Source organism: Pseudarthrobacter niigatensis, assembly GCF_030812615.1.
Lineage (GTDB): Bacteria > Actinomycetota > Actinomycetes > Actinomycetales > Micrococcaceae > Arthrobacter > Arthrobacter niigatensis.
The window spans coordinates 69,505-87,040 of the sequence record NZ_JAUSTB010000006.1 but is presented as its reverse complement, the minus strand read 5'-3'; the positions used below and the strand labels follow the sequence as shown (position 1 = coordinate 87,040).

The window sequence follows — 17,536 nt, the reverse complement described above, 5'->3', positions numbered from 1 at the left end:
TGTGTTTGCGTCATCAGCTGGCTAGTCCTGCAGGCAAGCGATGGAGTCCGGGCCTTCCGGCGAGGCGCTGCCGTCGGCCCGCACCAGGATCACTTCCAGGCAAATGGGAGTCGGGCCGAACCCGGAAACAAAAGTCTTCGGTACTTTCGTGGTTTCGTAGGGCCCGTCCGCCTTGGCGGATTTGGAGCGGTACTTGTATGAGTCGCCCTCCCTGGGCTGGGGGTTGGTCCAGGAGAAGATGATGGTGTTTGGATCTTCGGGCTTTCGTGCTGCCGAGAGGCCTTCAACACTGGGGACAGTCCCGCTGTCCACGGCGTCCGCCGGCGGCTTGCTGGCCTGCTGGGTTTCCACCGCTTTGGGCGTCCCGGTGGCAGTGTTGGCCACCACGATGCCCACCACCGCCGCCAGGGCCAGGAGGGTTCCGCCGGCCAGCGCGAGCCAAAGGTTGCGCTTGCCATGGTCTGCCGCCGGCTCCGCCGCGGGCTCGTCCACGTTCACGGGCCGGTGCACGGTTGCGTCGGCGGTGTAGGTGTCAGGCCCGGCGTCGTCCCTTACCGGGGCACCATAGGTCGCCGTGCCCGGGCTGCCGCGCAGGACGGTGGACTGGGCCCACTCCCCCTGGCCGCCGCCGTCGGCCGCGCGTGCTCCGTGGCCATCCGTTCCAGCGGGACCCGCCGGGATGGAGGGCACGGCGGGGGCCGGCCGCCATTGGCCGGGGCCGGCGGGCGTGAAGGACGACGGCGGGACGGCGCCGCCACGGCGTCCCGTGGCATCGGTCCCGGCACCGGGTGCGCTGGGGCGGGTGCGGGCCGGGAAGGTGGGCGCGCTTCCGGTGCGCTCGGGATCAATGGCGGCGATGCTGCGGACGCGCGTTTCCTCCGTGCCGTCGTCCGGGTGGCCCTCCTCCTGCTGGGGTTCCTCAAGGACCTCGAAGGGCGTCACGGAGAGGTTGAGTTCTGCCTGGATGCGCTGGAGGGCGAGGGCGAAGGCGTGTGCGGAGGAGTACCGGGACTGCGGCGACTTGGCCATGGCGGTTGCCAGGGCCAGTTCCAGCGACTCCGGCACATCCGGACGGCCCAGCCGGGGCAGAGGCGTGTTGCTGATCCGGTTGATGAGTTCGCGCTGTGAGTTGTCCGCCCCTGGCATGACGAAGGGCGACCGGCCGGCGAGCAGGGTGTACAGGGTGGCGCCGAGGGCCCACACGTCCACCATGACGCCGTCAACGCTGCCATCCCGGAACTGCTCCGGCGGCGACCAGGGAATGGACATGCCGGAGTCGTCGTCGGAGTCCCCGGCAAGGGTGCCGGAGATCCCGAAGTCGGTCAGCGCGGGACGGTTGTAGTCCGTCACCAGGATGTTGGCGGGTTTGATGTCGCGGTGGGCGATGCCGGCACGGTGGGCGGTTTCGACGGCGGAGGCCACCTGGATGCCGACGGCCAGGACTTCGTCAACGCTGAAGCGCTGGCGCCGGTACCTCACATCCAGGCTGGGCCGGGAGCAGTACTCCATGGCCAGGTAGGAGTGCCCGTCGTCTGTTACTTCCGCTTCGAAAATCGTGACGATGTAGGGGTGCGAGGACAGCTGGGCCATGAGGTTGGCCTCGGACTCGAAGCGCCGGCGGGCACCCTCCGTCTTCAGGTCGGACAGGAGTACCTTGACGGCCACCTTCCGGCGCGGCCTGTCCTGTTCGTAGAGGTAGACGTCCGAAAAGCCGCCCGAACCGAGCAGGCTGATGTAGGTGAACCCCGGAATGCGGGGCGGCGGCGCAACGGGCCGTTTGGAACTCAAGGAATCTCCTCAAAACGCAATGAGATGTTGTCGCCCAGTTCGGCGATGTCGCCGTCGAGCAGGATGGCCATCTCGTTCTGGGCGAGGCGGCGCGGCGGTTGGCCTTCGCGGACCAGGACGGTGCCGTTGGTGGCCTTGAGGTCGCAGAGCATCACGTGCCAGCCCTCAAGCCGCACCTCCACGTGGGAGCGCGAGATGTCACCGCCCGGGCTTGCCACCTGCACCAGGCGCGGCATCACCCCGCCCTGGACGCGGGATACCGACGGCTGGCGGCCGATCACCATGGACTGGTCGAGGTCCAGCAGGTCTCCGGTGGAAAGCCGCATCCGCCCCAGCCGGGGACGGGCCACCTGCACCGCATCGGGCAACAGGGCGCCCCCGCAGACGCTGCACTGGGCACGGGTAGGCGGGTTGGCGTGACCCTGGGCGCAGATGCGCGCCAGCACCAGCGGGCCACTCCCGGCGTCCTGCTGCCCGGCAGGTGTGTTCGAGGCCGGGCCCGCGGTTCCGGCGAGGCTGCTCTTCATGACTGTCTGGCCGTCGTGGTCAGGGTCGAAGCCTGGGCCGGGCTGCTGGCCCGGGGCGGGCGGGTGCGCCAGCGGTCCATGGGCTGCCGCGGGAGCCTGGACAGGTGCGGGTTCCGGGACGGGCGCGGGTTCCGGGGCAGCGGGTTCCTGGACAGCTGGCCGGCTCCCGGGGCGGGCGGGGGTGGGATCTGTTCCCCCTGTGCGCCAGGGGACGGAGTCGATGAGGACTCCAGCCGACGCAGGACGGGGCGGACCGGCAGCAGCATCGTCCCGGCCGGTCCCGGGTCCCGCTGCATCGCCGGGACTTGCAGGCGCAGGCCCGGCTTCTGCTGCACCGGCTTCCGCTGGCCCCGGTTCAGCGGCGGAGCCTGCCGGCGCCGCCTCTTCTGCCGTCCCGAGCGCGGGCAGTGGTTCGGCGGCGGTCAGCGCAGGCTGTTGCTGCGGCACCACGTGCCCGGAATCGGCATCTGGGTCCTCGCGGACGGCGGCGTCCTCGATGTTCCGCATCACGGTGCGGTCCCACAGGTGGTCGTAGGACGTGGTCACCTCCGCGGCGGGGGCGGCATCGGCGTGGCCCGCCGCGGCGGTTGGCTCTGCCCCGGTTGTACCGGGGCCGGGCAGCTCCGGTCCCGGGTCCCCAAGGCCTGCCGAGTCTTGGGTACCGGTTCCTTCGAGAAGCTCTCCGTCCGCGTCGATGATCGCGCCGGGGGCAATGGTGGCTTCCGGATCAAGGTGGCGCACAGCGGACTCCGGATCGGGCTGCGCGTCCGGTTGCCGAAGGTCACCGGCGGTTGCGGCCGGCATGGCAGTGGCGGTCCATACGGACGCATCGGCGGCCGGTTCGCCCCCACCCGTTGGCATTTCCGGGGCAACGGGCTGGTCGATGCCGGCGGGACCGTCCACCTCGCCGGAAGAATTGACGGCGAAGGTGCCGTCACCACCGGCCGAAGTCCCCGTCGATTCGTCGCGGTCAGCCGGAGCTGGGGCAGCGACGGCGGCGGGGCCGGACGGCGCACCCAGAGTCAGGGACCGCAGCAGCACCACGCCCTCCACCAGTGGAAGTTCAAGCAGCGGAAGTTCAGGCAGTGGCAGGTCAACCAGCGGCCGGCCGGGACTGCCGGCACCCTGCCCCGTGGCAACCGTGCCGCCGGCGATTGTCAGCCGGCACTTACCCGCCACCAGGAACCTGCGCTCAGTCCAGGTGGTCACGTCGCGGCCGTCCAGATCCACCGGTCCGCCGGGCTGCTCCACGGCGAGGTCGAGCTCGCCGCGCAGGAAAACCCGGAGCGAACCGTTGAAATCGAGGATGGCAAACGACGGTATCCGGGACAGTGACCCACCGGAGCTGCTGGTGACGGCGGCCAGGACTTCGTGTGGCTCGGGGCGCGAACCCAGGAGGTCCCAGATGGCCCCGGCGAGTTCCGCCGGTGTCTCCGGGCCCAGGAGGACTGCGGTCCCTGACCGGACAATGCCCAGCCAGGTGCCGGGGGTGTAGCTTGCGCCCGTCATCGGCCGGGCTCCCCGGCCTGCTCCGCACCGGCGTCCACGGGTTCGGGCAGGGGCTGCGTTACCGCCTCCGACGCCGGGGGCCGCGGCAGCGTCACTTCGTCGCCGTCCGCCGGGGCGTGGCGCGGTGCCGTGGTGCCGGCGCCGTCGTCGTGCGCGACGTTCCGGGCGTCCACCACGATGGCCGTCACGTTGTCCCGGCCGCCGCTGCGCAGGGCGGCCTGGATCAGGGCGTCCACCGCCTCCTGCGGATCAGCCACGGTGCTGAGGATCCGGAGAATGTCCTCGTCCGGCAGTTCCCCGGTGAGGCCGTCGGAGCAGACCAGCACCCGGTCGCCTTCCTCCACGGGGAGGAGCCAGTAGTCCGCCTCCGTCTCATTGCCCGTGCCCAGGGCCCGGGTCACCACGTGGCGCCGCGGGTGGACGGTGGCTTCCTGTGCGGTAATCTCGCCGGCGTCAACGAGCTCCTGGACCTCGGAATGGTCCACGCTGATCTGCTCGAACCGGCCCTGGCTGAGCCGGTAGGTGCGGGAATCGCCGATATTCAGGACCAGCCAGTACGGCACGCCCATTTGCTCCACCACCACGGCACCCGTAAGGGTGGTGCCGGCGCGGGCGCCCGTGGCTTCGCGGATGGAGGCGTCAGCGCGGACCAGGTACTGCTGGAGGAGGGACGCCGTGATGTTCCGCTCCCCGGTGGTGACCTGGGGCATTTCGGCCAGGGCGCGCACGCAGAGGCCGCTGGCGATTTCGCCGGCCTCGTGTCCACCCATGCCGTCAGCCACGGCGAAGACCGGATCGGCGGCAATGTAGGAATCCTCGTTCAGCTCCCGGCGGAGTCCCCTGTCCGTCCCGTAGCCATAGGTGAGGCTGAGGCCCGGCCCCGGCTGGATGGTGGGGGAAACACTGGCGGGGTGCTGGTTCATGCCTGTCCTAGGTAAAAGGTACGGTCTCCAAAGTGCACGCTGGATCCCGGGGTAACAAACGTGGGGACGCCCGGCACCAGGGGGGTGCGCAGGCCGTCCGGGGTGGTGACGGCGCTTCCGTTGGTTGACTGCCGGTCCGTCACCCAGATGCCCGCACCGTCAGTGAGCAGGTGCAGGTGGGTCTTGGAGATGGATCGGCCGGGGTCGTCCACGGCCAGCAGCTGGGCGTGCTGTTCGCCCGCTTGCCCCACCGGGTTGCGGCCCACCAGGACGCTGCGGTCCAGCTGGAAATCGCGGCCGTCATCGAGCCGGATGCGGAGAACGGCCACCTGGGCGGGTCCGCCGGTGCCGGGGCGCACCTGGGTGCGTTCGACGTCGTCGTCCACGTGCTGTGGCGGCACCCGGTGGCCTGCGGGGGCATCCTGGGCTGGGGTGGCCGGCGGCGCGAAGGACGCCGGCGAGGTGTAGGGCATGGTCTGTGAGGGCATGGTGGCCGACGGCGCAGGCGCGTGGGGTGCGGAAGCCTGGGGAGCCTGGAACCGGGCGACAGATTGTGCTGCGGGGGCTTGGGGCGTGTTTGCCTGGGCCACCGGGGAGAGCACCTGCTGCACGGGCGGGAGGTCCAGGGGCGCGAAGCTGTAGGGTCCCTGGATGCCGCCGGTGGTGATGGGGTCCCTGCCGGCCTTGACGTCGAACACCAGGGTCTTGGCAGCGGTGTCGTTCCAGCCCCGGAGTCCGCCGTTCTTGTCCCATCGGTTGGAAACGACCACCAGCACCGCCCAGGCAGCACCCACCACGAGCAGCGGGCCGAGGATGAACAGGGCGGCGTCAAACCATTTGAAGACCGCTACCAGCACCGCCGCGGGCAGGGCCAGGAGGATGCCTGCCCCTGTGATGAGGCCGCGCAGGAAGACGGCACCGGCGCCTGGTGCGTAGCCGTCCTGGTCCGCGCTGCGGATGCCCATGGCCAGGTTGCCGGGGGTCTTGCCGGTGCGGGCTTCCAGCCCGAGCACCACGAAGAGGTAGGCCAGGGTGAGGCCCAGGCCAATGCCGCCGAAAAGGACCAGGGAAGAGGTGTCGTACACAATGAAGCCACCGCTCCTGGTCCGGGTGATCCCGGCGAATCCGATGGCGAACGTCACCACCAGCACCGCCACCCCGGGCAGCCAGTCGATGACGGCAGCGCCAAGCCGCTTGCCCGCCGCAGCCGGAACAAGCTGAAGGTTCACTGCCATTCCCGTTCCTCCCCCTGGAGCGGCTTCCACCCTGGTGGAACCGCCGGTCATGCCCGGCCCGGCGCCCGCATGGGGGCTGTTCCTGCCCCCGGGGGCCGTCTGTCCTGCGCCCGCCGGCCGACCTGCCGGGGGGCTTTCTACTACCGGGATAGTACCGGGAATCCCGGGCGCATGCGTGGGGCTCGCTTCCCGGGCACCGCTACTGTCGTAGCCCACCACAGGATCCGGGGTGCGCGTCCGGCGCGCCGCCCGGTTGGGCAGCGGCGCACCGCAGGCAGGGCAAAAGGTGGCACCCGCACGGATCTGCTGTTGGCAGCGCGGGCAGCGTTCGGGATCAGGCATCACTGCTGGCTGGGTCCTTGCTGGTCTGGCCCTGGCGCCTCGCGCTGCGGGGTTTCCGGCAGGGGCGCCGAAGTTGGGGCGGGCGTTCCGGCGGTCTTCCCCGCGGCGTTGCCGTCGGCGAGGCGGCGGCGGCGCGCAGCAAGGATGCCGCCCACCGCCGGGAGCGCCACGCGGCCGCCGCGCAGTTTGAGGCCATTGCCGGAGTTCATCGCGGTCCGGGCGTCGGCCAGCAGCGAACGGGGCGAGAAGCGTGCCTGCTGCCGCCGCCAGAATCCCATGCCGGAGGTCATTTCCTTGAGCGAACCATCAACGATGGTCCAGTACTCGCGGACCTCCTCCTCGGTGGGTTCCCCGGCTCCGAAGATCGAGGCGTCGGCCCGGCGCGCCAGCATGGTGGTTGTTCCCTGGGTGGCAGGGAACGCTTCGGCCAGCACGGCGGCGCTTTCGCGCCGCGTCGAGCGGGTGTCGACGGCGGCGCCCAGGTCTGTCGCGAGGCTCACCACCTCGTTCCATCCTCCGCCCACACGCTGGGCGGGGTGCCCGTCGCGGAAACGCGACTTCCGCCGTCGCGCCTTCAACAGGCCGATCAGCAGCAGCGGCAGCGCCAGGATCACCAGCGGGACCGCGACGACGCCCAGGGCGCCCAGGAGGGCACCCCAGAAGAGCCAGGGGTTGTTCTTTTTCTGGTCGGCGTCCAGCGCGTCCGGCGATGAATCCGGCGGCAGGTCTGCCGGTTCCTGCGGCGGGGGCGGCGGCTGCAGCACCTGCGGCTTGGGCTTGGACTTGTTTTCGGGGTCCGGCGGGATGGGAATGTTGTCCTTGGGCGGGGTGGGATCGAAGCTGACCCAGCCGACCCGTTCAAAGGCGACCTCAACCCAGGCGTGGACGTCCTTGCCGGTGATCTTCACCTCGCCGGCACCGTTCTCCGGGCTGGTCGGTTCAGGGTAGAAACCCATCACCACCCTGGAGGGGATGCCCAAGTGCCGGAGCATCAGGGACATGGCCACCGCGTACTGTTCATCGTCGCCCAGCATCTGCTTGGCCGTGAGCAGGCTGCGGATACGGGCGGAACCGTGGCCGGAGACGCTGGGCAGCTGGCCCTCACTGACCAGGCCGTTGCTGAACGCCCCGGTTTTCTGGAAGTGGGCTTCGATCTGGCGGACCCGGTCGATGGCCGTGGGTGCATCGGCGGACAGGTCGTTGGCCTGGGATCCCACCACCGGCGGCACTTCCAACGCGTCCGGGAGCGACACCTTGGCGAAGTCGTATTGCGTCAGCTGGCCGTGCTCGAGCTTGACGGGGTCGGAGACCTGGACGCTGTAGGAGTCGCCGCGGGACAGCCCGTTGGTGGTCACGGCGGTGTCGGAGCCGGGGTTGAAGTAGAGGCCGGCAGCAGCGGCGGAGCCGGACTGGTCAAAGCTGATGCCGGTGGTCTTTCGCCCGCCGGGGACAAAGTAGCCCTGGTAGTCCTCGATGTTGATGCTGATCGAGTAGTCGTTGGTGGGCACCACGCCGGATGAGTCGGCGAGGGTGTTGATGGATTTCGCATCCCCCACCTTGCTGAAGTTTCCGGAGCCATTGGGGTCCATGTTGTAGTTGGTCCCGTTGAAGGCATCCAGCGCGCCGAGCCGGACCCGGCCGTCCTTCGGGAGGCCCTTGACCACGAACAGGGTGTCGTCCTTTTTGTCCTTCACGTACGTCCGGAAGCTTGCCAGGGGCGTGATGTAGTCCTTGGGGTCGAACGGGGGCACCACCACGTTGCGGAGGACTTTCCGGTCTTCTCCTGCGCTGACGAGCGGTGCGGCCACCGCGGTGACCCCCACGCTGGCAGCAATGACCCCTGCCGCCATGCCCAGCCGGCGGATCCTGGCCCGGCGTGCAGCGGCCGTGTCTGTTTGCGGGTTGTTGACCGCCACCCGGCGGGTGTTGTTCCGCCGCAGTGCGTCGCGGCGGAAGGTGGCCCAGGCGATGCCGAGGACGGTCAGGCCGATGCCGCGTTCGAGTGTCAGGAACGCGGCGTTGGTGCTGAAGGCGATTCCGGTGACGAACAGGACCAGCACGGGCAGGAGGGGCAGGTAGGGGCTTTTGGCGCGCCAGGTCAGCAGCGCAGCGACGAGCGCCGTGATCATGGAGCTCAGGAAGGGGACAATGAGCACCCCGCCGGCTGTGCCCACAGGCACGCCGACCGTGAGCATGTCCTTCCAGGCGAAGACGACGCCGAGAAGCAGGGTCCGCAGCGAATCAAGGGTGGGAACAAAGCCGGCGATGGCAGCGCCGGGTACTGCCAGCCAGGTTCCGAGGACCAGGTAGGCGGCGAGTGCCAGGGCCGAAGTGATCAACAGCCCCAGCCGCAGGTGGGCGTTCGCTGCGCCGATGGCCAGGCCCAGCACGATTCCGCCGAACCCGGACAGCAGGTAGTACGGGTCCCCGCCGAAGCTGAGGCCGAAACCGAGCAGGCCCAGGCCCAGCAGGACCACCAGTGCCCCGGCGTCGAGCAGGAAATGCCATGGCGGCTGGCCGTCCACGAAGGGCGACTCCGTGGTGGCCGCCTTGCGGCGGGTACGGGTTGGGGGAATCTGCGTTTGCGGGGAGCGGCCCGGTGCGGTGCTCATGCGGCCGCCTTTCTCAGCACGATGGCAAGGTCGGCCAGGTCGCCGAGCGTCAGGACAGTCAGGTCTGCGATGTTGGCCCGGGTGGGGGCCACCCCGGCTTCCACCCTGACCGCCAGGCTACGTACACCCGGCGGGACGGAGGCGGCGGCGGAGCGGAGCTGGGTTGCCGTCACGTTGCTGCCCACCACGAAGAAGACCACCGAGGCGTTGGGCACGGTGTCGGCCAGGGTCCGGGCGAGGTCGACGGCGGTGCGGCGCATGGGGGCGCCGACGATCCGGGTCATGTCGTCCAGCATGTTGCGGCCGGTTTCGCAGCGCAGGGGGCCCTTTTGGGTCAGGACGTCCAGTTCACGCTGTTCGCGGATGGCCTGCCGGCCGATGGAGGCAGCCACGGAGATGGCCATTTCGAACTCGGTCTCGGAGGCGTATTCCTCGGTGTTAATGGACAGCGAGATGGCCAGGTGGGCGCGCCGGGTTTCCTCGAACTGGCGGACCATGAGTTTGTTGGTGCGGGCGGTGGTTTTCCAGTGGATGTGCCGGCGGTCATCGCCCGGCACATAGTCGCGCAGGGCGTGGAAGGAGACGTCGGCGCTGGAGAGGTCCGTGGTGGGCATGCCCTCGAGGTCGCGGATGAAGCCTGCGGCGGAGCCGGCCAGGGCCACGGTGCGCGGGTGGACGAAGAGGTCCTCCGGGTCGGTCCAGAGGACCTGCCGGCGCAGGAGGTGCAGCGGGTCGGCCCGGACGGAGCGGACCGGTCCCACCACGATGACGGCACGCCGTGCCGTGGGGATGGTGAAGAGGTCCTCGTGGACCTGGCCCGGCTTCATCCGGGGCAGGTGGAACACGGCGGTGGTGCTGCCCACCGGAAGTTCAAGGGCCGCAGGCAGCAACGGCCGCGCGGAGGTGTTGGAGACGGCGATGCTTCCGACCGCGCTGTCCCCCACCGCCACGCGGGTCCGGGCAAGGTCCAGGACCACGCCATAGGACGACCGGCCCAGGATGAAGGCAACGGCGATCACAAACATGGCGAAGGCGGCAATGGCCGCCGCCGTGGCCTCCTGCCAGCCGAAGGCCTGGCCGGTGGCCCAGAGCAGGATAGCTGCAGCCAGGACGGACCAGCCCAGGATGCTGACCACGGACAGCACCGGCCATGCATACTTCAGCCAGGTGTCCCGGACGGACCGCCACGCGGGCGTCAGGGCCTGGAGTGCGGTGCTGCTGGCTTCGGACCACACCGCGGCAGGGTGCAGCCGGGTGGGGCGGCCGTTCCGGTGGAAGAGTTGCCGGAAACGCTCCGCGAACCGGGTCAACGGGGTGCCGCTGGACGTGCCGTCGGACATAGGGGTGCCTTCGTTGTTGCGCTGGAATGGAATGGCGGGGGCTGCGGCGGTCGGCCGCAGCCGGCCGGCTCAGGCGTTGGTGCGCTGCTGCGGGGCGGCGACGTCGGCCAGGATCCGGGTCAGTACGGCCTCGGCCGTGGCGCCGGAAAATTCCGCTTCGGGGTCCATCACGAACCGGTGCGTCCACACCACGGGCGCCAGTTCCTTGATGTCATCCGGCAGGACGAAGTTCCGGCCCTGCGAGGCTGCCCAGACCTTGGCGGCCCGGACCATGGCCAGGGCACCACGCACGGACACCCCAAGGCGGGTTTCCGGGGCGTTGCGGGTTTCCTCGCACAGCCTGGAAATGTATTCCAGTACTGCGGTGTCCACGTGTGCCGTTGCGGCGAGGTCTGCCATGTCCGCCACAGCCTGGGTGGTGATGACGGCGGAGAGTTCCTTGGAGCGGTCCTTCAGGTTGCTGCCGCCCAGGAGCCGGACGGTGGAAGCGTGGTCCGGGTAGCCGATGGAGGTCTTGATCAGGAAGCGGTCCAGCTGGGCCTCGGGCAGGCGGTAGGTACCGGCCTGCTCGATCGGGTTCTGGGTGGCCATCACCATGAAGGGACGGCCCGCGGAATACGTGACGCCGTCCACGGTCACCCGTGATTCCTCCATGACCTCCAGCAGGGCTGACTGGGTTTTGGGCGAGGCGCGGTTGATTTCGTCGGCCAGGACGATGTTGTTGAAGATCGGTCCCTTGTGGAACTCAAACTTCTGCGTCTTCTGGTCGTAGATGGTCACGCCGGTGACGTCGGAAGGAAGCAGGTCAGGGGTGAACTGGATGCGGTTGTTGGAGCCCTGCACCGTAGCAGCCAAGGCCCGCGCCAGGGAGGTCTTGCCGGTGCCCGGTGCATCCTCGAACAGGACGTGCCCTTCGGCCAGCATGGCGGTAAAGGTCAGCCGGATGACGTGTTCCTTGCCCAGCACCGCCTGTCCCACGTTGGCAACCAGCTTTTCGAACGTATCGGCAAACCACTCGGCCTGCTCAATGGTCATGGTCATGAGATGTGCTTCCTCTGGTTGTGCGGGGTTTGTCGTGTTGTTGCGAAAGACCGGGTTGCCGAGGTCCTAGTAGCTGGCCGGGCAGGAGCCCATTCCGGCGGTTGATCCGGTGATGGTGTCCGCCCTGATGAACCGGTACTGGTTGGTCCACCGGCTGCCGTTGCGTTCGTAGATGTAGTACCAGCGGCTGGAGCCCCAGCCATCGCGGTAGCACTCGAGCCCCAGGTTGGAGCCCTGCGGCATCATGTAGGACGTGCAGTTGCCGGAACCCCAATGATCGCCGGTGCCCTTGGCTTCTTCCAGGCAGCTGTTTACCCGGACGACAACGTTCCACAGCTTGGGTCCCGGCGGCGGCGGCGCGGCACCGCTGCTGGACGTATCGCTGCCGATGCGTCCCGGCTGGCCGCCGCTGATGGCGCGGACCTCCAGCTTGTGCGTCTCGCCGTATCCAACGCTCTTGGAGAAGCTGCGCTGTGTGGTGTCCTGCCAGGCACCGTTGTCGAGGCTGATCTGGTATCCCGTAACAGCGCGGCCGTTACCGTCCGGCTGGTTCCAGGTCCAGGAAACCGTCTTGTCGCCCACGCCGCTGCTCTTGCTGCCGGTGACGTTCGGGGCAAAGGCCAGGCCATACGGGTTGACGGCGTTCGATGGTGCGCTGGCATCACCGGCTGAAGTGCTGCGTGTTGACACCGCCCACACCACCACGGATGTCTGCGTGCCGTTGGCCGCCGCCACCACGCCCCCGCCGGCAGGGATGGTACCGGAGCCCCCACCGGACGTCAGGCTGTAGCGGTAGGAAATTTCGCCGGGCGCCGAGCCGTTCCGCTGGGCGTCCGTCAGTGGCGTAAACCGAACGTCGATCTTGCCGCCGTTGCCGTTGGTGTCCACCAAGGAGGCCGAGGGAGCCGCCACCGTTCCGGGTTTGCCCACCGCACGCGTTGCAGCCGACGGCGCGCTGGTGCCGCTGGTGCCGGCCTTGTTGGTGGCTGACACTGTGAAGGTGTAGCTGGACTCCGAGTTGTCTACCGTGACGTTCTGCGACGTCCCGGAAACCTGCTGGCTGGCAATCGCGGCTCCGCCCCGGAGCGTGGTCAGGGTGTACGCGGAAACGGCGTCACCGTTGTTATTCGGCGCCGACCAAACCACCCGCAGCTGGCTCTGGGAACCCACGGGCGTGGCCTGTGCCACGCTTGGCGCCGCCGGCGTGGCGGGCACGCCGGCAGGCACTTCGGCCGCCGAATACGGGCTCCACTCGGATGGATCCTTGGCGTCATTCCGGGCCAGGACCCGCACCTTGTAGGACACGCCGTTCTGCAAGCCCTTCCACACGTAGCTCACGGACGTCAGCCCCTGGATCTGGGCGTTCTGGCCCGCCGGTGCCGGTGAGATTTCCAGGTCGTAGGACTTCACGGGCGAACCCTTGCTCGCCGGCGCGGCCCAATTGACCGCCAACTGCTTGTCGCCAAACTTCAATGACGGCGCCTGTGGCGTATCCGGCTTAACGTCCGGGCGGACATCGGCGGACGCCGGGGACCGGTCGGAATCACCGAACTCATTGGTAGCCATCACCTGGAAGTGGTAGGTGGTGTTATTCGTCAGGTTGTTCAGGGTGCACGTGTTGGCCGGGCACTCCTGCCGGAACCCACCCTCGCCGAACACCGTGTACTTGGTGATGGGCGAGCCCCGGTCCGCCGGTGCGGACCAGGTCAGCAGCGCCGTCTGGTCGCCGACGCTTTGTGCCTGTGGCGTGGTGGGTGCTGCCGGCTTGTCCTTGACGGTGAGCCGGACCCTGGCCGTGGCATGCCGGGAGCTGTCCTGCGTCTTGTCCTCCACGGTGTAGGCCACCACCATGGTTCCGGTGAAGCCCGGCGCCGGTGTCACGGTCACCGAGTCACCGTTGACGCCAACGTTGCCACTGCCCGTTTCAGTGTTGGCTGCGATGATCTTCAGCGGTGTTTCGGGGAACGGATTGGCGTCGTTGGCCAGGACGTTGATAGTGACGGGTTTGCCCGCCGCAGCGTTTGGCTCCACGTCATCATTGGCCACAGGCTTGGGCCGGTTGGAAGCCGTCACGGCGAGTTGGTACGTCGCCGTCGCTTCAAGCCCGCGGGGGTCAATTGCTTTGACCTGCACCGCGGCACGGGTTCCGGTTGCCGTGGAATCGGCCGCCGACACCTTCAGCGTCTTGCCTTCGATGCGTGCACTGAAACCGCCGGGCGAGTCGCCCACCACTTCGTACTTCATCTTCTCGACGTCGTCCTGGTCCGGATCTGAGGTGAGCTTCCCGAGGTCGGTGCTGGCCGAGTCACCCTTGGGAACATCCACGTTGGCGCCCAGCAGCTCCGGCGGGTTGTTCTTGTTGGGGTCCGGCAACACCTTGGTCCTGATGCTGAGGGTGGACTTGAGGCCGGCAGGATCATCCGGCCCGGTACCGTCGGTCACCTCGAAGGTCAGTGAACCGGGGCCCACGTAATCCGCACCAGCCGTGTACTTCAGACCGGTGCCGTCGCGCGTTACCGGATCGCCGCCGTCGGCACCGATGAGCTTGATCCTGTCCGCCTGGGTCAGCCGGGGTGAACGTCCTTCCCGGACCTTGACCCATTCCTTCAGGTCAACGTCGACGGATTGTCCGGCCACGACCTCCAGGACCTCGTCCTTGGCCAGGGTGGGGACCTGCTGGCCAAGGCCCGGCACCCAGATGATGGCTGTGGACTGCTGGCCGTCGACGTCTTCCACGGTGTACGGGATCAGCTGCGGCTGTTCGGTGAGGTCCACCAGGACGTTGCCGTTTCCGCCGGGCCGCGCGGTGGTGGCCTCGGTGCTGATTTTGAGGTTCTCGCCAACGCCGTCGGGATCCTCGTCGTTCTTGAGGACGGGAACGTCCACGGCGGTCTTGCCCATGGCCTGGGCTGATGTCACCCTGTCGTCGCGGGCGATCGGCGCCTTCAGCGGCACGTCGTTGTCCACCACCAGGCGGATGGTGGCCTGGGCAGTGGCGTCCCGGTCGTCGGCGACGGTATAGCGCACGTTGACGGTTCCGGCCTCGTTCGGGGCCAGGAGGATGATGCGGCCGCTGTTCCTGCTGACGGTTGCCTGCAGGGCGGGGTCGGCCTCGATGCCGTCGGTGAGGATGCGGATCCGGTCGCCGTCAGGATCGGTGTCATTGGCGGTAGCGTCGACGGCAATCTGCCGGCCGGGACGCACCCGGACCTCGTCGTCCACCGGGGTGGGTTTCTGATTCATGTCACCGCGGGGCGCGATGCCCACCGTGACGGTTCCCGTGTTCACTGCCCCCTGGCGGTCCACCACCTTGTAGCGGAAGGTGTCGGTGCCGGCACCGTCCCCGGCGGCGGTGAAGTCGATGAAGTTGCTACCTACTGTGGCGGTTCCCATGGCAGGGGTGCTGTCGATGCCCGTGAGCTGGACGGAGTCGCCGTCGGGATCGATGCCGTCGAGGGGAACCGGGATGCGGACGGTGCCCGCAGCCACCACGCGGGCTGTCAGGTTCCGCGGCTGCGGCCGGGAGTTCTCCGCGCCCTCGAGCGGGAGGATGTGGATGGTCACGGCGGCGGCGCTCTTCTGGCCCTGCGGATCCACCGCGTTGTAGATGGCGCGCACGGTCTTGGGCTGGCTGCCCGCTATGAACCGGAGGGTGTTCTCTGAGACGAAGCTCTTCCCGTCGGCAGGGTCAACCGCCTGCGGCAGGACGGGGTCCACGGTCAGTTCCTGCCCCTGCGGGTGGGTGTCGTTGTCCAGGACGGGGATGGTGACGACGTCGTTGACGCGGACATTCACCTCATCCGGCTTGGGCTGGGGTGCTTCCACGACAGCGGGGGCCGGCACGGGCACCACGGAGACACTGCCGGTGGCGGACTTCTTTCCGTTGGACATGGTGTATTCGAACAGGATGGGGTCCTTGGTTCCCAGGATGTCCGTAATCCGCAGGACGCTGTGGTTGATCACGCTGACGGACACCGTCGCGTTGTCCGGGAGCTTCACGGACTGAAGCACCAGGACACCGCCGGAGGGGTCGGAGTCGTTGGCCAGGGGGTCCAGCAGGACACTGCCGCCGGTGGGCATCAGGGCAACGTCATGGACCGCGACGGGATCGCCGCCGTCGTTGCCGGATTCGACGTCCACCCGGATGAGGCCCTGGCTGCTTTGGGGGCCGTTGCTGGCGATGTACGTCAGGTAGACGGGGCCCGGGGTGCTGCTGCGGAAGGTGAAGGTGCCGCCGTCGGTGACGGGGCCAAGTTCGGCGGGGCCGTTGGCTTCCACCTGGGCCAGGCGGAGGGCACCTCCGTTGGGGTCGACGTCGTTCTTCAGCGGGGAGATGACCAGATCCTGGCCCACCACGGCGGTGACGTGGTCGGCGTTGACCACCGGTGCCAGGGCTCCGGGCGGCTGCACGTTGACCACTACCTTGCCCGTGACGGTGGCGCGGCCGTCCCAGATACTGACCTGGACGTTCTTCTTGCCGGCAGTGGCGCCGGAATCCTGGAAAGTCAGAAGGCCGTCGCGCCGCACCTTGACCTGGTCCTGGTCGTTATCGGCCTTCGCGTCCAGCAGGACCAGGTCGTCGCCGTCGGGATCGATCCAGTCGGTGAGGATGTTCTGGCTGACGGTCTTGCCCTGTTCAACCAGCATGGTGGTGTCTTCGCCGCGCTTGAACTTGGGCGGCTTGTTCTCGTCCGGTCCCACCACGCTGAGCGTGACCTGGCCCGTGGCGGAGAGGCCACGGCCGTCCGAGGCGCTGTAGTTAAAAGTCTCGGTGCCCGGCTTGGCGTCCGCGGGGACGGTGATCTGGAAGGCGGTGCCGCCGTAGATGCTTTCCAGCGTTCCCGATTTGGGTGCAGCCTCGGGCGCCACGGCAGCCGTCAGGACGTCGCCGTCGGGATCGGAGTCGTTGTCCAGGACGCTGAGGATGGTGGTGCGGCCGGGGCGGACTCCGACGGCGTCGGGCTTGGTTTCCGGCGGACGGTTCGGTTTGGTGCGGTCCGGCAGGATGTTAATGGTGTTGTTGTCCGCCGACTCCTGGTCCTGGTCGTCGGACTGGTTCTTGGGCGGGATGACGTCGTCCCAGTTGTTCACCAGCTGCATGTTCTGGTTCACCAACCACACATTCCCCGAATTCACATCATTCAGGACCACCAGGTCCCGGTTCACCCGGAAAACATACGACGGCGACGCACTCGCCTTGGGCACCGCCACATTCTTATCATCAGCATCATTGACGCAATCCCGGACGTACTTGTTCGCACCCGACCACGCCGCATGCACGCACCCGCCCAACTGCACCGGCGCCGCAGGGACGCCCTCGCCGTCGAACCCCACGGTCTTCGCCGTTCCACCATCCAACGGCTGCTTCAACAACGCCTTCCGCGTCGCCACCGCCACCACATCACTGCCCGGCCCAGGCTGCTGCAACTTCGCATCCCGCGCATTATCCAACTGCAGCCGCTTCCCACCAGGCAGGAACAGGTTTCCCGCGGCAGCATCCAGCAGCACCGGCTGGTCCCCCACCACCGTCATCTGCAAATCCCCGGCACCCTTAAGCCCATCCCACGTACTGGACTCCGACGACACCACACCACCCTCGGCATCAACACCGGTCACCGTCACCACACCAGTCTTCGGATCCGCCGAATAAATCCGGTCATCAGACCCCACCACCGACACCAGGCCCGCCGAACCCACCAAAACCGGCTCGGACGCTTCCTTATCAAAACCATTCACCGTGGACGGCGACACCGCCCACACCTTCCCCGACGCAGCATCCGTCACCGAAATCGTCCGCGCTCCAAAACTCACATCAGCCGCCCCCGGCAACTGCTTATCCCCACCCAAACGCATATTCGCCGGCGACACCTGATTCAACGTCGAACCAGACTCATCATCAACAAACACCTCACCCGCATGCTGCAACACATCAAACGTCGACGACGCCGGCGTCACCGCACCATCCAACACCCGCGACGGATAATTCAACCGCCCCACAGCATTCCTGGACTTCGACACCACCCACACACCACCGTCATTCAACTCCACCTCAGTGGTCTTAAACCCCGGATACAACACAGCACCCATCACCACCACAGCCACCACAGCACCAAACGCCGTACCGGTGACCAGTTTCTTGTGTCGCTTTTTCAGCCCAAGCTTCCCCAGCAGAGTTGTCACAGCGTTAATTTCCCTCAGATTGTGTAGCCAGATGGCGGC

General features: G+C 68.0%; 8 protein-coding genes and 1 pseudogene. All 9 read right to left on the bottom strand.

Features of this window, described 5'->3' with window-relative positions:
• Nucleotides 1-21: 21 nt before the first annotated feature.
• The gene (locus J2T23_RS10790; RefSeq protein ID WP_307359844.1) at nucleotides 22-1,788 is read right to left on the bottom strand and encodes a serine/threonine-protein kinase; all 1,767 of its coding nucleotides are present in this window, start codon (nucleotides 1,786-1,788) and stop codon (nucleotides 22-24) included.
• Nucleotides 1,785-3,824 carry an FHA domain-containing protein gene (locus tag J2T23_RS10785; RefSeq protein ID WP_307359841.1) on the bottom strand — a complete coding sequence of 680 codons (2,040 nt, stop codon included), beginning with the start codon at nucleotides 3,822-3,824 and terminating at the stop codon, nucleotides 1,785-1,787. The genes J2T23_RS10790 and J2T23_RS10785 overlap by 4 nt, the downstream gene beginning before the upstream one ends.
• A complete protein-coding gene (locus J2T23_RS10780; protein ID WP_307359838.1) occupies nucleotides 3,821-4,747 on the bottom strand; it encodes a PP2C family protein-serine/threonine phosphatase in 927 nt (308 codons plus the stop codon). Before J2T23_RS10780 ends, J2T23_RS10785 begins: the two co-directional genes overlap by 4 nt.
• Nucleotides 4,744-5,982 (bottom strand): RDD family protein, encoded by a 1,239-nt coding sequence (locus J2T23_RS10775; protein ID WP_307360132.1) that lies wholly within the window; start codon nucleotides 5,980-5,982, stop codon nucleotides 4,744-4,746. Before J2T23_RS10775 ends, J2T23_RS10780 begins: the two co-directional genes overlap by 4 nt.
• A gap of 264 nt (nucleotides 5,983-6,246) precedes the next feature.
• Nucleotides 6,247-6,324 (bottom strand): annotated as a pseudogene (locus J2T23_RS10770) (zinc-ribbon domain-containing protein); the annotation flags it as partial.
• Complete coding sequence (locus J2T23_RS10765) at nucleotides 6,324-8,936, bottom strand: transglutaminase-like domain-containing protein (RefSeq protein WP_307359836.1); 2,613 nt, start codon at nucleotides 8,934-8,936, stop codon at nucleotides 6,324-6,326. The gene J2T23_RS10765 and the pseudogene J2T23_RS10770, both read right to left, overlap by 1 nt.
• Nucleotides 8,933-10,276 carry a DUF58 domain-containing protein gene (locus tag J2T23_RS10760; RefSeq protein WP_141161089.1) on the bottom strand — a complete coding sequence of 448 codons (1,344 nt, stop codon included), beginning with the start codon at nucleotides 10,274-10,276 and terminating at the stop codon, nucleotides 8,933-8,935. The genes J2T23_RS10765 and J2T23_RS10760 overlap by 4 nt, the downstream gene beginning before the upstream one ends.
• Nucleotides 10,277-10,345: 69 nt before the next feature.
• On the bottom strand, nucleotides 10,346-11,317 hold the full coding sequence (locus tag J2T23_RS10755; RefSeq protein ID WP_141161090.1) for an AAA family ATPase: 972 nt from the start codon (nucleotides 11,315-11,317) through the stop codon (nucleotides 10,346-10,348).
• A gap of 66 nt (nucleotides 11,318-11,383) precedes the next feature.
• A complete protein-coding gene (locus J2T23_RS10750) occupies nucleotides 11,384-17,497 on the bottom strand; it encodes an Ig-like domain-containing protein (protein WP_307359830.1) in 6,114 nt (2,037 codons plus the stop codon).
• Nucleotides 17,498-17,536 lie beyond the last annotated feature (39 nt).

Coding starts and splice junctions, on each gene's coding strand:
- J2T23_RS10785 (WP_307359841.1), bottom strand. CDS start 3,824: ATGACGGGCGCAAGCTACACCCCCGGCACCTGGCTGGGCATTGTCCGG.
- J2T23_RS10780 (WP_307359838.1), bottom strand. CDS start 4,747: ATGAACCAGCACCCCGCCAGTGTTTCCCCCACCATCCAGCCGGGGCCG.
- J2T23_RS10775 (WP_307360132.1), bottom strand. CDS start 5,982: ATGGCAGTGAACCTTCAGCTTGTTCCGGCTGCGGCGGGCAAGCGGCTT.
- J2T23_RS10765 (WP_307359836.1), bottom strand. CDS start 8,936: ATGAGCACCGCACCGGGCCGCTCCCCGCAAACGCAGATTCCCCCAACC.
- J2T23_RS10760 (WP_141161089.1), bottom strand. CDS start 10,276: ATGTCCGACGGCACGTCCAGCGGCACCCCGTTGACCCGGTTCGCGGAG.
- J2T23_RS10755 (WP_141161090.1), bottom strand. CDS start 11,317: ATGACCATGACCATTGAGCAGGCCGAGTGGTTTGCCGATACGTTCGAA.